Source organism: Streptomyces sp. LX-29, assembly GCF_029541745.1.
GTDB lineage: Bacteria > Actinomycetota > Actinomycetes > Streptomycetales > Streptomycetaceae > Streptomyces.
Genome location: NZ_CP089746.1, coordinates 7,254,913 through 7,272,402, shown reverse-complemented (window position 1 = coordinate 7,272,402; position 17,490 = coordinate 7,254,913). Strand labels below are relative to the sequence as shown.

The window sequence follows — 17,490 nt, the reverse complement described above, 5'->3', positions numbered from 1 at the left end:
GTCATGCCTCGCCGAACTCGGCGTCGATCAACTGGAAGACCTCGTCAGCGGTCGTGGCCGCCTCGATCCGTTCGCTGGTGCTCTGTCCGCCCTGGGGTCCGCCGTCGGTGATGCCGGCCAGCAGCGTGCGCAGGCGTCCCGCCACGTGCTGCTGCTCGTTGGCCGTGATCGCGGCGAGCATGGCTTCGAGCTTCTTCAGCTCCTGATCGATGAACGACTCCTCCTCCTCGTCGCCGCCGACCTCGGAGAGGAGCAGCTGTGCCACCGCCAGCGGTGTCGGGTGGTCGAAGACGAGGGTCGCCGGCAGCCGCAGACCCGTGGTCTGGGTCAGCCTGTTCCGCAGCCCGACCGCGCCCAGGGAGTCGAAACCGAGCTCCTGGAAGGGCCGTTCCGGGGCGATCGCGGCGGCGGAGGCGTGTCCGAGGACGGCCGCGACCTGCGCCTGGACCAGTTCGAGCACCACGCGCTCCCGGTCGGCTTCCGCCACTCCGGCCAGCCGCTGCGTCAGCGACCCGCCGGTGGGCTCCGCGCGTCGGGCCGGCGTGCGCACCAGTCCGCGCAGCAGCGGCGGCAGCAGCTCAGCCCGCGCCTGCACCCGCAGCGCGGCCGGATCCAGCCGGACCGGCGCCAGGAGCGCCGCGTCCACCCCGAGGGCCTGGTCGAACAGCTCCAGCCCCAGCTCGGCCGACAGGGCGATGACGCCCATCTGCTCCAGCCGCGCGAGCTCGGCCTCGCCGAGGTGACCGGTCATCCCGGTCGCGTCCGCCCACAGGCCCCACGCCAGCGAGGACGCCGGGAGTCCTTGTGCGCGCCGCCCCGCGGCGAGGGCGTCCAGGACGGCGTTCGCCGCCGCGTAGTTCGCCTGCCCCGGGCTGCCGATCAACGCCGCCACCGAGGAGAACAGCACGAACGACGACAGCTCCATCCCCTCGGTCAGCTCGTGCAGATGCCAGGCCGCGTCCACCTTCGGCCGCATCACCCGCGCCAACTGCTCCGGGGTGAGCGCCTCGACCAGACCGTCCTCCAGCACACCCGCCGCGTGCACGACCGCCGTCAACGGCCGCTCCAGCGAGTCCAGCAGACCGGCCAACTCAGCCCGGTCGGTCACGTCGCAGGCGGCGACGTGGGCCCGCGCACCGAGCTCCTCCAGCTCGGCGACCAGCTCGGCCACGCCCTCGGCCGCCGGCCCCCGGCGGCTCACGAGCAGCAGGTGCCGCGCGTCGTGCCGCTCGACCAGGTGCTTGGCGAACAGCGCGCCCAGACCGCCGGTACCGCCGGTGATGAGCACCGTGCCCTCGGGGTCCAGCGGCCGCGCCTCAGTCGGTGCCGCCGCGTCGACCCGCATGAGCCGGGGCGCCAGCAGCCCGCCGTCGCGCATCGCGAGCTGCGGCTCGTCGAGATCGAGCAGCCCCGCCCAGTCCGGCTCGCCGCTGTCGTCGAGATCCACCAGAAGGAACCGCCCCGGATGCTCCGACTGCGCGCTGCGCAGCAGACCCCAGATCGGAGCCGCCGCCACGTCCGGCGCCTCCGCGCCGACCGCGACCGCGTGACGGGTCACCACCACGAGCCGGGTCTCGGTCAGCCGCTCGCTCGCCAGCCAGCGCCGCACCAGCTCCAGCGCCCGGCCCGCCGTCACCAGCGCGGCTCCGGCCTCGTCACCCGTCGGGGCGGGGAGCTCCACGCCGGTCAGGACCGCGTCCGGCGCCTCCGCGCCGTCGGCGAGCGCCTGCTCCAACGCGTCCAGGTCCGCGAACCGCTCCCCGGAGAACTCCAGCTCGCCGAGGACCGCCACCCGCGCCGCACTCGGCGCCCCGGCCGGCACCGCCGCCCACTCCACCTGGTGGAGCGACCGCTGCTGCCCGCCGTGCCGGGCGGCCTCGAGCTGGGCCTGCTCGACCGGACGTACGTCCATCCGCTCCATGCTCGCGACGGGCCGGCCGTCCTCACCGGCGATGTCGAGCCGCAACGCGGTCTCACTCGCCAGGCCGATCCGCACCCGCAGCCGTGTGAGACCGGCCTGGTCCAGCCGCACCCGGGTCCAGGAGAAGGGCAGCCCGCCCGGAGCGTCGGCGCCCCGGTAGAGCATGCCGAGTCCACCGTGCAGCGCGGAGTCCAGCAGCGCCGGGTGCAGCCCGAATCCATGGGCGGAGCCCGCGATCTCGGGCAGCGCCAGCTCGGTGTAGACCTCGTCACCGGAGCGCCAGGCCGCCTGTACGGCCCTGAAGGCGGGACCGTAGTCGAAGTCGGCGTCGGTCAGGTGCGCGTAGTTGTTCAGACGCGCGTACAGCGTGTCGACGGCGATCGGTTCGGCGCCGGCGGGCGGCCACTGGAGCGGGAACGGGTCCGAGGGGGTTGAGACCTCGGCGTCCGCGGCCAGCGAGCCGCGTCCGTGGCAGACCGCCTCCCGCTGCTCGTCCTCGTCACCGGACTCCGGCCGGGAGAAGACCACCACCTCACGGCGACCGCTCTCATCGGCCGGGCCCACGGTGACCTGGATCTGCCGTACGAGACCCTCCTCCAGGATGAGCGGCGCCTCGATGACCATCTCCTCCAGCACCGGACAGTCCAACTCACGGCCGGCGGTCAACGCCAGCTCGACCAGCGTGACGCCGGGGACCAACACCAGCCCGAACACCATGTGGTCCCGGGTCCAGGGCTGGGCGTCGATGGACAGCCGGCCGGTGAACACCCACTCGTCGCGGTCGCCCACCTGCACCGCCGCGGCGAGCACCGGATGCTCCACCCGGCCCAGCCCCGCGGCCGCCGCGTCCCCGGCGCCGGAACCCGGGGTCAGCCAGAACCGCTCACGCTGGAACGCGTACGTCGGCAGCTCCACCCGCTGGGCACCGCTGCCGTCGAACAGCACCGACCAGTCGACACCGGCCCCCAGCACATGCGCCTCGGCCAGCGAGGCGACGAAACGCCCCAGACCGCCCTCGTCACGACGCAACGACCCCACAACACCGACCCGATCCTCAGCACCATGCGCCGCCGCGGTCTCCTCCACCGCCATCGTCAACACCGGATGCGGAGACATCTCGACAAAGACATGCACACCATTGTCGATCAACGCCCGAATCGCCGGCTCGAACCCGACCCGACCCCGCAGATTCCCGTACCAATACGCGGAGTCCAGCGTCTTGGTGTCGATAAATCCACCCGTCGCCGTCGAGTAGAACGGGATGCGGCCCGACGTCGGCTGGATCGACGCCAGGACCTCCAGCAGCTCGGTCTCGATGGCCTCGACCTGGGCCGAGTGCGAGGCGTAGTCCACCGCCACCCGACGCGCCCGGATCTCGTCCCGCTCACACAGCGCGATCAGCTCATCCAGCGCCTCCGGCTCACCGGCGATCACCACCGAGGCGGGACCGTTCACCGCGGCGACCGACACCCGACCCCGATACGGAACGAGCAACTCCTCCACCCGCTCCACCGGCAACGCCACCGACACCATCCCGCCCAGACCCGCCAGACGCTCCCGCACCAGACGACTCCGCAACGCCACAACCCGCGCCCCATCGCCCAGCGACAGACCACCGGCCACACACGCCGCGGCGATCTCACCCTGCGAGTGACCCACCACCGCCGACGGCTCCACGCCATACGACCGCCACAGCCGCGCCAACGAGACCATCACCGCCCACAACGCGGGCTGCACCACATCCACCCGCTCCAGCGACGGCGCTCCGTCCACCGACCGCAACACATCCTCAAGACGCCAGTCCACGAACTCCGACAGCGCCTCACCACACGCGGCGATCGACTCCGCGAACACCGACGAGGAGTCCAACAACTCCACCGCCATGCCCACCCACTGGGCACCCTGACCCGGGAAGACGAACACCGCGTTTCCGCCGATCACCTGTCCCTCGAGGACATGCCCGGCGGGATCGGTGGCGGCAAGAGCCTCCAGCCCGGCCAGCAGTTGCTCACGGTCGGTCGCGACCACGGTCGCGCGGCGCTCCAGCTGCGCCCGCGTCGCCACCGACGAGAAGCCCACGTCCAGCAGCGACAGCTCAGGCCGCGCGGTCAGGTGGGCCCGCAGACGGTCGGCCTGCTGCCGCAGCGCCGCATCACTCCGCGCCGACACCAACACCGGAACCACCGCCGGGGCGGCGCCCGGAGCCTGCGCTTCGGGCTTCACCAGCGCCGCGCCCGGTGCTTCTTCCAGGATCACGTGCGCGTTGGTGCCGCTCACGCCGAACGACGAGACACCCGCACGGCGCACCCGCTCCGAGGCCGGCCACTTCTGCGCCTCGGTCAGCAGCTCGACCTCGCCCGAGGCCCAGTCCACATGCGGCGACGGCTCATCCACATGGAGCGTGGCGGGCAGCACCCCGTGCCGCATCGCCATCACCATCTTGATCACACCCGCCACACCGGCCGCCGCCGAGGTGTGCCCGATGTTCGACTTGATCGACCCCAGCCGCAGCGGGGCGTCCGCACGCTCGCGGCCGTACGTCGCCAGCAGGGCCTGCGCCTCGATCGGGTCACCGAGCTTGGTGCCGGTGCCGTGGCCCTCCACCGCGTCCACATCGGCGGGGTTCAGGCCGGCGTTCACCAGCGCCTGCCGGATCACCCGCTCCTGCGACGGACCGTTCGGCGCCGTCAACCCGTTGCTCGCACCGTCCTGGTTGATCGCGCTGCCGCGCACCACGGCCAACACCCGGTGTCCGTTGCGGATCGCGTCCGAGAGCCGCTCGACCACGAGCAGGCCCACGCCGTCGGCGAACCCGGTCCCGTCCGCGGCCGCCGCGTAGGACTTGCAGCGTCCGTCCGGGGACAGCGCCCGCTGCCGGCTGAACTCCGTCAGCAGGTAGGGGCCCGCCATCAGGGTCACGCCGCCGGCCAGCGCCATCGAGCACTCGCCGGACCGCAGCGCCTGGGCGGCCAGGTGCAGCGCCACCAGCGACGACGAACACGCCGTGTCCACCGACACCGAGGGCCCCTCCAGGCCCAGCGTGTAGGAGATACGACCGGAGGCCACGCTCGTCGTGTTGCCGGTCAGGCGGTAGCCCTCCAGCTCCGGCGGCATCGTGCCGCCGTAGTCCGTGGTCACCACACCGCAGAAGACGCCGGTGTCGCTGCCGCGCAGCGAGGTCGGGTCGATGCCGGCGCCCTCGAACGCCTCCCAGGCCGCCTCGAGGATCAACCGCTGCTGCGGGTCCATCGCCAGCGCCTCACGGGGGCTGATCCCGAAGAACTCCGCGTCGAACTCGCCCGGCCGCTCCAGGAAGCCGCCGCCGCGCGTGTACACCGTCCCGAGCTGGTCCGGGTCCGGGTCGTAGAGCCGCTCCACATCCCAGCCGCGGTCGGTGGGCAGCCCCGAGACCGCGTCGCGACCGGACGCCACCAGCTCCCACAGCTCGTCGGGCGAGGTCACCCCGCCGGGGTAGCGGCAGCTCATGCCGACGATCGCCAGCGGCTCGTCGGCCTCCACCCGGCGCGGCCGCGCCGCGCGGCGCGGTGCCTCCGCGACCCCGCCGACCTCGGCGAGGATCAGCCGGGCGACGGCCATCGGGGTCGGGTGGTCGAAGATGAGGGTGGCGGGCAGTCGCACGCCCGTGTTCTGGTTCAGCCTGTTGCGCAGCTCGACCGCGCTCAGCGAGTCGAACCCGAGGTCCTTGAAGGCCCGTTCGGCGCCGACGTTGGCGGCGGAGGCATGCCCGAGAACAGCCGCGACCTGCGCCTGCACCAGTTCGAGCACGACCCGTTCCCGGTCGGACTCGGCCACCTCGGCCAGCCGCCGCGCCAGCGAGCCGCCCGCTTCGGCGCGGCGGGCGGGCGTGGGCGCCAGGCCGCGTAGCAGCACCGGCAGCATCCCGCTCCGTGCCTGCACCCGCAGCGCGGCGAGGTCCAGCCGGACCGGCGCCACGAGCGGCGTGGCCAGCCCGAGGGCCTGGTCGAACGCCTCCAGCCCGAGCTCGGTCGACAGCGCGCCGACGCCCATCCGCTCCAGCCGCGCGAGGTCGTTCTCGCCGAGCTCGCCCGCCATGCCGCGCGCGTCGGCCCACAGGCCCCACGCCAGCGAGGTCGCCGGCAGCCCCGCCGCGCGTCGCGTCGCGGCGAGCGCGTCGAGGGAGGAGTTCGCGGCCGCGTAGTTGGCCTGGCCGGGGCTTCCGATGAGGGCCGCGACCGAGGAGAACAGGACGAAGGCCGACAGCTCGATGTCCGCGGTGAGCTCGTGCAGGTGCAGCGCCGCGTCGAGCTTGGGACGCATCACCCGTGTCAGCTGCTCGGTGCTGAGGGTTTCGACCACCCCGTCGTCCAGCACACCCGCCGCATGGACGACCGCGGTCAGCGGATGCTCCAACGAGCCGATCAGATCGGCCAGCCGCGCGCGATCGGACACGTCGCAGGCCGCGACCCGCGCCTCACAGCCCAGGCCCGCCAGCTCGGCGACCAACGCGTCCACGCCCTCGGCCGCCGGGCCGCGCCGGCTCACCAGCAGCAGTCGCCGCGCTCCGCGCGCCCCGGCCAGATGCCGCGCGAACACCGCGCCGAGACCGCCGGTGCCGCCCGTGATCAGTACGGTTCCGTCCGGGTCCAGCGGCCGTGCCTCCGGCGACGCCGTCGTGTCGGCTCGCCCGAGCCGCGGCGCCAGCACCGTGCCCTTCCGCACGGCCAACTGCGGCTCGTCCAGCGCGAGCAGCGCGCCCCAGTCCGGCCTGTCGTCCTCGTCCGCGTCGCCCGCGACATCGATCAGCACGAACCGGTCCGGATGCTCGGACTGGGCGCTGCGCACCAGCCCCCACACCGCCGCCTGCGCGATGTCCGGGGCTTCCGTGCCCACCGCGACCGCGTCGCGGGTCGCCAGCACCAGCCGGGTGTCGGTCAGCCGCTCACTCGCCAGCCACCGCCGCACCAGCTCCAGCGCACGCCCGGCGGTCGCCCGCGCGGCCTCCGCCGTGTCGTCCGTCGAGGCCGCCGAGGCTCCCGACGTCGAGGGCTCGATCACGGCGACGACCGCCTCCGGCGGCGTGGCCCCGTCGGCGAGCGCCTGTTCCAGGGCGTCCAGGTCGGCGTGGTGCTCGGCCGTGCCGGTGTCGCCCGTTCCGATGTCGCCCCTACCGAGGAGCGCGATCCGCTTCGGTCCGGTGACCTCCCCGGCCGCGGCCGGAACGGCGGCCCAGTCGACCTGGAACAGCGTGCTCTGTCCGCCGCCGCGCGCCCCTTCGAGCTTCGCCTGCTCGACCGGGCGGACGACGACGGATTCGACCGACACGACCAGGGCCCCGGTGTCGTCGACCGCGTCGAGCCGCACGGAGGAGTCGCTGGTCGCGACGGAGCGGACGCGCAGCCGCGAGACGCCCCGCTGGGCGAGCCGGGCGCCGCCCCAGCTGAACGGCATCTTGTGCCGGCTGTCGTCGCGCTCGGTCAGCAGGATGACACCGCTCTGCAGCGCGGCGTCGAACAGTGCCGGGTGGATCCCGAACTCGCCGGCCGCGGCGTCGTCGGCACCGTCGGGCAGGGCCACCTCGGCGTAGGTCTCATCGCCGTCGCGCCAGGCGGCGCGCACGCCTTGGAAGACGGGGCCGTAGTCGTAGCCGAGGTCGGTCAGGTGGGCGTAGAGCGCGTCGACCGCGAGCGGCTCCGCGTGCTCCGGCGGCCACTGGGTGGGCCATGAGTCGGGCCACGGGTCCTCGGACACGGGCCGGGTCTCGGGGGCGAGGACGCCTCGTGCGTGACAGGTCACGCCCCGCTCGTCGTCCTCCGCTCCGGATTCCGGGCGTGAGTAGATCGCCACATCCCGGCGGCCGTCCTCGCCAGACTCGCCGACGGTGACCTGCACGTGCCGTACGACGCCGTCCTCCAGGAGCAGCGGTGCCTCGAGCACCAGCTCGTCGAGGATCGGGCTCGCGGCGTGTCGGCCGGCTGCGAGCGCCAGCTCGACCAGCCCGGTGCCCGGCACCACCATGGTGCCCAGGAGCAGGTGTTCGGCGGCCCAGGGCTGCGTCTCGGTGGAGAGGCGGCCGGTGAACAGCCACTCGTCCCGGTCGCCGACGGAGACGGCCGCCGCGAGCAGCGGATGGTCGAGTCGCCCGAGCCCGGCCGCGGCCGCGTCCACGGACCCGGTGTTCGGGGCCAGCCAGTACCGCTCCCGCTGGAACGCGTAGGTGGGCAGCTCCACCGGCCGCGCACCGGTGCCCGCGTAGAACGCCGCCCAGTCGACCCCGGACCCGGCTCCGGCCGCGGCGATGTGCGCGCGGCCGAGGAAGCCGGCGAACGCCTCCGGCTCCGGCTGGCGGGCGCGCAGCGCGGACGCCAGCACCGCCTCGTCCTCGCCGTCGAGGCACTGGCGTGCCATCGCGGTCAGCACCGCGTCCGGTCCCAGCTCCAGGTACCGGCGTACGCCGAGGTCCCACAGGGTGCCCACGCCGGCGGCGAACCGGACGGCCTGCCGCACGTGCCCGACCCAGTACTCCGGGTCGGTCACCTCCGGGCCCACGAGCTCGCCGGTCACGTTCGACACGATGGGGATCCGCGGCTCGTCGAACCGCAGCTCCCGCGCCACCCGCCGGAACTCGTCCAGCATCGGCTCCATGTGCGGGGAGTGGAACGCGTGCGACACCCGCAGCCGCGAGGTCTTACGGTCCTTCCACCGCGGCAGCCATTCCTCGGCGGCGTCGGCGTCCCCGGACACCACCACGGCTCGCGGCCCGTTCACGGCCGCGATCTCCAACCGGCCCTCGAAGTCGGTCAGCGAGGCGGCCACCTCGTCCTCGGTCGCCTGCACGGCCACCATCGCCCCGCCAGTGGGCAGGGCGCCCATCAGCCGGCCGCGCGCCGCCACCAGCGCGCACGCGTCCGGAAGCGACAAGACGCCGGCCACGTGCGCGGCGGCCAGCTCGCCGACCGAATGCCCGATCAGATAGTCCGGGCGTATGCCCAGGGACTCCACCAGGCGGAAGAGCGCCACCTCGAGGGCGAACAGCGCCGCCTGGGTGTACTCCGTGGCGTTCAGCAGGGCCGCTTCCTCGGTGCCGTCCTCGGCGGCCAGCAGGTCGCGCACGGACCGCCCGACGCGGGGGTCCAGCTCGGCGCACACCTCGTCCAGCGCCTCGGCGAACCGCGGGAAGGCGGCCGCCAGCTCGGCGCCCATCCGCGCGCGCTGCGAGCCCTGGCCGGTGAACAGCACCGCGGTCTTGCCGCCCACCGGGCGGCCCTCGGTCACCCCCGCGGCGGGCTCGCCGGCGGCGAGCGCCGCCAGGCCCGCCAGCAGCCGCTCACGGTCGGCCGCGACGACCACCGCGCGCTGGTCCAGCAGCGCCCGGGTCGTCACCGAGGAGAGCCCGACGTCCAGCGGCGAGGCCGTGGGCCGGGCGGCCAGGTGGGCCCGGAGCCGGTCGGCCTGCGCACGCAACGCGGCCTCGCTCCGGCCGGACACCAGGATCGGCACCGCGCCCGCCGGCCGCTCCGCCGGGCCCTCGGCCTGCGCGTCGTCCTCCGCCGGCACCTCGACCGGCGCCTCCTCGAGGATCACGTGCGCGTTGGTCCCGCTGATACCGAACGACGACACGCCCGCACGCCGCGGCCGCTCGGAGGCGGACCACTCCCGTGCCTCGGTCAGCAGCTCGATCCGCCCGGCGTCCCAGTCCACGTGCTGCGACGGCTCATCCACATGAAGCGTGGCGGGCAGCACCCCGTGCCGCATCGCCATCACCATCTTGATCACACCGGCCACACCGGCCGCCGCCGAGGTGTGCCCGATGTTCGACTTGATCGACCCCAGCCGCAGCGGGGCGTCCGCACGCTCGCGCCCATAGGTGGCCAGCAGCGCCCGCGCCTCGATCGGGTCGCCCAGCTGGGTGCCGGTCCCGTGGCCCTCGACGGCGTCGATCTCGGCGGCGCTGAGGCCGGCGTTGGCCAGCGCCTGACGGATCACCCGCTCCTGCGACGGCCCGCTGGGCGCCGTCAACCCGTTGCTCGCACCGTCCTGGTTGATCGCGCTGCCCCGCACCACGGCCAACACGCGGTGCCCGTTGCGCCGCGCGTCCGACAGCCGCTCCAGCACCAACAGGCCCAGACCGTCGGCGAATCCGGTGCCGTCGGCCGCGGCCGCGTACGCCTTGCAGCGCCCGTCGGGGGCGAGGCCACGCTGCCTGCTGAACTCCACGAAGAGGAACGGACCGGCGAGCACGGTCACACCGCCGACCAGCGCCATCGAGCATTCACCCGCCCGCAGCGCCCGCGCCGCCTGGTGTATCGCCACCAGCGACGAGGAGCACGCCGTGTCCACCGTGACGGCGGGACCTTCGAGGCCCAGGCTGTAGGCGATCCGTCCGGAGATCACGCTGCCCTGGGTGCCCGTCAGCCGGAACCCCTCCAGCTCCGGCAGCATCGACCCGCCGTAGTCGGAGGTCACCGCGCCGGTGAACACGCCGGTGTCACTGCCGCGCAGCGAGGTCGGGTCGATGCCGGCGTCCTCGAACGCCTCCCAGGCCGCCTCCAGCATCAGTCGCTGCGACGGGTCGGTCGCCAGCGCCTCTCGGGGGCTGATCCCGAAGAAGTCCGCGTCGAAGTCGCCGACGCCGTCGAGGAAGCCACCGGCGGTCGTGGACACCGTCCCGGACTGGTCGGGGTCCGCGCCGAACAACCGGTCCAGATCCCAGCCGCGGTCGGTCGGCAGCGGCGACATCGCGTCGCGACCGGCCGCCACCAGCTCCCACAGCTCGTCCGGCGAGGTCACGCCGCCGGGGTACCGGCAGCTCATCCCCACGATCGCCAGCGGCTCGACGTCGCGCTCCTCCAGCTCGCGCACGCGACGGTTGGCCGTCCGCAGCTCCGCGGTCACCTTCCGCAGGTAGGTGCGGAGCTTCTGCTCGTCGGTCGATCCGCCCCGCATGTCGTTCGCGTTTTCGGTCATGCCGACCCGAGCTCCTTGTCGATCAGTTCGAAAATGTCGTCGTCGGACGCCACATCGAGGTCGTCGCCAGACCCTTCGTCGGCGTCGGCCGGCCGTCCGCCGGCCCCGCTGAGGACCGTCCGCAGTCGGTTGCTGAGGTAGCGCAGCCGCGGCTCGATCTCGGCGAGCCGCTCCTCGTCGCTCGCCACCGTGATCAGCATCGCTTCGAGCTTCTGCAGCTCCGCCTCGAACGGCGAGGGTGCCTGCTCCGCGACGCCGCCGACCTCCTTGAAGAGCAGCCGGGCGACCTCCACCGGGGTGGGGTGGTCGAAGACGAGGGTGGCGGGCAGCCGCAGCCCGGTGGCCTGGGTCAGCCGGTTGCGCAGCTCGACCGCGGCCAGCGAGTCGAACCCGAGCTCCTTGAAGGACCGTTCCGGATCGACCGCGGCACCCGAGGCGTGCCCGAGGACGGCCGCGACCTGCGCCCGTACCACGTCCAGGACGACCTGCTCGCGGTCGCCGTCCGCCACCGCGGCCAGCCGCTGCGCCAGCGACCCGCCCGTGGACTCCGCGCGCCGGGCCGGAGCGCGCACCAGCCCGCGCAGCAGCGCCGGCAGCATCCCGGCCCGGGCCTGACCGCGCAGCGCGGTCGGCTCCAGGCGGATGGGCACCAGCAGTGCCGCGTCCAGTCCGAGCGACTCGTCGAACAGCTCCAGCCCGAGCTCGGTGGGGAGCGCCCCGATACCGGTGCGCTCCATGCGCGCGAGGTCGGTCTCGTCCAGCTCGCCGGTCATGCCGGTCGCGTCCGCCCACAGGCCCCAGGCGAGGGAGCTCGCCGGCAGTCCCGCCGCGCGCCGCCGGTGGGCGAGCGCGTCCAGCGCGGCGTTGGCGGCGGCGTAGTTCGCCTGGCCGGGGTTGCCCAGCTGCGCCGCGGCCGAGGAGAAGAGGACGAACGCCGACAGCTCCATCCCGGCGGTCAGCTCGTGCAGATGCCAGGCCGCGTCCACCTTCGGCCGCATCACCCGGGTCAGCTGCTCCGGGGTGAGCGCCTCGACCACCCCGTCGTCCAGCAGGCCCGCGGCGTGCAGGACGGCCGTGAGGGGGTGCTCCAGCGAGTCCAGCAGACCGGCCAGCTGGTCCCGGTCGGTCACGTCGCAGGCGGCGACGCGGGCCCGCGCACCGAGCTCCTCCAGCTCGGAGACCAGCTCGGCCACGCCCTCGGCCGCCGAGCCCCGGCGGCTCACGAGCAGCAGGTGCTTCGCGCCGTGCCGCTCGACCAGGTGCCTGGCGAACACCGCGCCCAGACCGCCGGTACCGCCGGTGATCAGCACCGTGCCCTCGGGGTCCAGCGGCGCCGGAACGGTCAGCACGACCTTGCCGATGTTGCGGCCCTCGCGCAGGAACCGGAACGCCTCCCGACCCCGGCGCACGTCCCAGGTGCGGATCGGCGAGGGCGTGAGCACCCGCTGCTCGAAGAGCGAGGTGATCTCGACCAGCATCTCCTGGATCCGCTCCGGACCCGCCTCCAGCAGGTCGTACGACCGGTAGCGCACGCCTTCGTGCTCGCGCGCCACGACCTCCGGGTCACGGATGTCGGTCTTGCCCATCTCGATGAACCGGCCGCCGCGCGGCAGCAGTTCCAAGGTGGCGTCGACGAACTCGCCCGCGAGCGCGTCCAGCACCACATCCACCCCGGCCCCGCCGGTCACCTCCAGGAAGGCGTCGCGGAAGCTCAGATCGCGCGAGGAGGCGATCAGCTCGTCGGGGATGCCGAGGCCGCGCACCGCGTCCCACTTGGGCGGGCTCGCCGTGGCGAGGACCTCCGCCCCGAAGTGCTGGGCCAGTTGCACCGCGGCCATGCCCACGCCGCCGGCGGCGGCGTGCACCAGCAGCCGCTCGCCGGCACGCAGCCCGGCGAGGTCGACCAGGCCGTAGTACGCGGTCAGGTACACCACCGGAACCGCCGCCGCCTCGGCGAACGACAGACACTCCGGCATCCGCACGACCGTCCGCCGGTCCGCCACCGCCACCGGTCCGAAGGCGTCGGTCATCAGGCCGAAGACACGGTCGCCCGGGGCCAGCTCGGTGACGTCGGAGCCGACTTCCAGGACGACGCCCGCCGCCTCGCTGCCCAGCGGAGCCTCGCCCGGGTACATCCCGAGCGCGATCAGCACATCACGGAAGTTCAGGCCCGCGGCCCGCACCGCGACCCGTATCTCGCCCGCGCCCAGCGGCCGGCCGGCGTCCGACGGAACGATCGCCAGGTCCTCCAGCGACCCCTTCCGCCCGATCGCCAGCCGCCACAGGTCCCCGGTCGCCCCCGCCGGAGCACGCTCGAGTCGCGGCGCCAGCAACCGGCCCGCACGCACCGCGAGCTGCGGCTCGTCGAGCTCCAGCAGCGACGCCCACTCCGGCTCGTCGCCGGCGTCGAGGTCCACCAGCACGAACCGACCCGGGTGCTCGGACTGCGCGCTGCGCAGCAGGCCCCAGACGGGCGCCTGCGCCACATCGGGTGTCTCGTCGTCCACCGCGATCGCGTGACGGGTCACCACGACGAGCCGCGCCTCGCTCAGCGCGTCGGTCGCCAGCCAGCGCCGCACCAGCTCCAGCGTCTGGCCGGCCGTCGCCCGCGCCGCCTCCGCGGGATCATCGGCTGCGGCCGGGGGCTCGACCGCGACCAGGACCGCGTCGGGCACCGCCGCGCCGTCGGCGAGGGCCCGCTCCAGCGTGTCCAGGTCGGCGTGTCGCTCACCCGCGACGGCCAGTTCGCCGAGGACCGCCAGCCGCGCCGGCTGCCGTGCGGCCGTGACGTTGACCGTGACCCAGTCGACGTGGAACAGCGCGTTGTGCTTGCCGCGCTGCGCGCTCTCCAACTGCGCCGGGTCGAGCGGGCGGACGGCGAGGGAGTCGACGGACACGACCGTGGTACCGGCCTCGTCGACCGCGTCGACGCGGAGCGCGGACTCGCCCGCCGCGCCGATCCGCACCCGTGCCCGCGTGAGGCCGGTCCGCCCGAGCCGCACTCCCGACCAGGAGAACGGCAGGTCCACCGGGGATCCCGCCTCCTTGGCCAGCATCGATCCGTGCAGTGCGGCGTCGAACAGCCCGGGGTGGATCCCGAACTCCCCGGCCGTGGCGTCGTCGGGGAGGGCCACCTCGGCGTAGACCTCGTCACCGGAGCGCCACGCCGCGCGGACGCCCTGGAACAGCGGCCCGTAGTCGAGTCCGATGTCGGCCAGCCGTGCGTAGAGGCTTCCGATCGCGACCGGTTCGGCGCCGGGCGGCGGCCACTGCACCGGGAACGGCGCGGCGGGTTCGGCGTCCGCGGCCAGCCAGCCACGCCCGTGACAGATCGTCTCTCCCTGCTCCTCCTCGCCACCGGACTCGGCACGGGAGAAGACGGTCACCTCGCGTCGTCCGTCCTCGCCGGCCGGCCCCACGGCGACCTGCACCTGCCGCGCGGCCTCGTCCTCCAGGACCAGCGGCGCCTCCAGCACCAACTCGTCCAGGACCTCGCAGCCCACCCGGCGGCCGGCCGCCAGCGCCATCTCGACCAACGCGGTGCCCGGCACCATCGCCAGCCCGAACACCAGGTGGTCCTGGGTCCAGGGCTGCGCGTCCTGGGAGAGCCGGCCGGTGAACACCCACTCGTCGCGGTCGCCCAGCTGCACCGCGGCGGCGAGCAGCGGATGCCCGACCCGGCCCAGCCCGGCGGCCGCCGCGTCCCCGGCGCCGGATCCCGGGGTGAGCCAGAACCGCTCACGCTGGAAGGCGTACGTGGGCAGGGTCACCTGCTGGGCGCCGCTGCCGGCGTAGAACGCGGACCAGTCCACGCCCACCCCGGCCACATGCGCCTCGGCCAGCGAGGCGACGAACCGCTCCAGACCGCCCTCGTCACGACGCAGCGACCCCACGACCCCGACCCGGTCCTCCGCGCCATGCGCCGCCGCGGTCTCCTCCACCGCCATCGTCAACACCGGATGCGGGGAGACCTCGACGAAGAAGCTGTTGCCCTTGTCGATCAGCGCGCGGATCGCCGGCTCGAAGCCCACCCGACCGCGCAGATTCCCGTACCAGTACGCCGCGTCCAGCGTCTTGGTGTCGATGAACCCACCGGCCGCGGTGGAGTAGAACGGAACCTGTCCCGTGACCGGCTCGATCGACGCCAGAACCTCCAGCAACTCGGCTTCGATGGCCTCGACCTGGGCCGAGTGCGAGGCGTAGTCCACCACCACCCGACGCGCCCGAACCTCATCCCGCTCACACAGCGCGATCAGCTCATCCAGCGCCTCCGGCTCACCGGCGATCACCACCGAAGCAGGACCGTTCACCGCGGCGACCGACACCCGACCCCGATACGGAACGAGCAGCTCCTCCACCCGCTCCACCGGCAACGCCACCGACACCATCCCGCCCAGACCCGCCAAGCGCTCCCGCACCAGACGACTCCGCAACGCCACAACGCGAGCGGCATCCTCCAGCGACAGACCACCGGCCACGACCGCCGCGGCGATCTCACCCTGCGAGTGACCCACCACCGCCGACGGCTCCACGCCATACGACCGCCACAGCCGCGCCAACGAGACCATCACCGCCCACAACGCGGGCTGCACCACATCCACCCGCTCCAGCGACGGCGCCCCCTCCACCGACCGCAACACATCCTCAAGACGCCAATCCACAAACTCCGACAGCGCCTCACCACACGCGGCCATCGACTCCGCGAACACCGACGAGGAGTCCCACAACTCCACCGCCATACCCACCCACTGAGCACCCTGCCCCGGGAAGACGAACACCGCCTTCCCACCCACCGACCTGCCCTCGACCACATGTGTCGCGGGGTCGCCAGCGGTGAGCGCTCCGAGGCCGGTCAGCAGCGCGCCGCGGTCCGTCGCCACCACCACGGCGCGGCGCTCCAGCTGCGCCCGCGTCGTCACGGACGAGAAGCCGACGTCCACGACGGGGACGTCCGGGTACTCGATCATGTGGGCCCGCAGACGGTCGGCCTGCTGTCGCAGTGCCGCCTCGCTCCGCGCGGAGAGCAGCACCGGAACCACCGACGGCGGTCGAGGCTCGCTCTCGTCGTCGGCCGGCTCATGATCCGCGGCCGGGGCCTCTTCGAGGATCACGTGCGCGTTGGTGCCGCTGATCCCGAACGACGACACCCCCGCACGCCGCGGCCGCTCCGAGGCCGACCAGTCCTGGGCCTCGGTCAGCAGCTCGACCTCGCCCGAGGCCCAGTCCACATGCGGCGACGGCTCATCCACGTGCAGCGTGGCAGGCAGCACCCCGCGACGCAGCGCCATCACCATCTTGATCACACCGGCCACACCGGCCGCCGCCATGGTGTGCCCGAAGTTCGACTTGACGGACCCCAGCTTCAGGGGGCCGTGGGTCCGCTCGCGGCCGTAGGTCGCCAGCAGGGCTTCCGCCTCGATCGGGTCACCGAGCTTGGTGCCGGTGCCGTGACCCTCCACCGCGTCCACATCGGCGGCGTCCAGGCCGGCGTTCACCAACGCCTGCCGGATCACCCGCTCCTGCGACGGACCGTTCGGCGCCGTCAAACCATTGCTCGCACCGTCCTGATTCACCGCGCTGCCCCGCACCACGGCCAACACCCGGTGCCCGTTACGCCGCGCGTCCGACAGCCGCTCGAGAAGCAGCAGTCCCATGCCCTCGGCCCAGGCGACACCGTCCGCGGCCGCCGCGTACGCCTTGCAGCGGCCGTCCGGCGACAGCGCCCGCTGCCGGCTGAACTCCACGAAGTTGTTCGGCCTCGGGAGCACGGTCACCCCGCCCACCAGCGCCAGCGAGCACTCCCTCGACCGCAGGGACTTGATGGCCAGGTCCACCGCGACGAGCGAGGAGGAGCAGGCCGTGTCCACCGACACCGCCGGCCCCTCGAACCCGAAGGTGTAGCTGACCCGCCCGGAGGCGACGCTGCCGGCGGCGGCGGTCGGGAGGTAGCCCTCGATCTCGGCGCTGCGGTCGCTCATCCCCGCGACGAATCCGTAGTCCTGGAACATCACGCCGCAGAAGACGCCGGTGTCGCTGCCCCGCAGCGAGGTCGGGTCGATGCCCGCGTCCTCGAACGCCTCCCAGGCGCCTTCGAGCAGCAGCCGCTGCTGGGGGTCCATCGCCAGCGCCTCGCGCGGGCTGATCCCGAAGAACTCGGCGTCGAACTCGCCCACCCGGTCCAGGAACCCGCCCTCGCGCGTGTACGAGGTGCCGGGATGGTCCGGATCCGGGTCGTACAGCCGCTCCAGATCCCAGCCACGGTCGCCGGGGAACTCGGTGGTGCCGATGCGCCTTTCGGCCACCAGCTCCCACAGCTCGTCCGGGGACGTGACCCCGCCCGGGAACCGGCAACTCATGCCGACGATCGCCAGCGGCTCGCTCGCACGATCGAGGAGCTGTTGGTTCTGCCGCCGGAGGCGCTCGGTCTCCTTGAGCGACTTCCGGAGGGCCCCGACGAGGTCGTTCTTATCGGCGGCCATGACTACTCCTCCACGTTCGGGCGCCCAGGGGCAGCCACGCGTTCGACTCTTCACATGCCACGTTCTGTTGGGCCATCCGGGTCGGCGCGCTCGGCGGCCGTGCGCCGGTCCACGCCTCGACACGGCTCGCCGATGAGCCGTCGT

2 protein-coding genes are annotated in these 17,490 nt (G+C 73.6%); both read right to left on the bottom strand.

The window, feature by feature from the left end; genetic code table 11:
- Position 1: 1 nt before the first annotated feature.
- Positions 2–10,867 (bottom strand): type I polyketide synthase, encoded by a 10,866-nt coding sequence (locus LRS74_RS30270; protein ID WP_277743992.1) that lies wholly within the window; start codon positions 10,865–10,867, stop codon positions 2–4.
- A complete protein-coding gene (locus LRS74_RS30265) occupies positions 10,864–17,346 on the bottom strand; it encodes a type I polyketide synthase (protein ID WP_277743991.1) in 6,483 nt (2,160 codons plus the stop codon). The genes LRS74_RS30270 and LRS74_RS30265 overlap by 4 nt, the downstream gene beginning before the upstream one ends.
- Positions 17,347–17,490 lie beyond the last annotated feature (144 nt).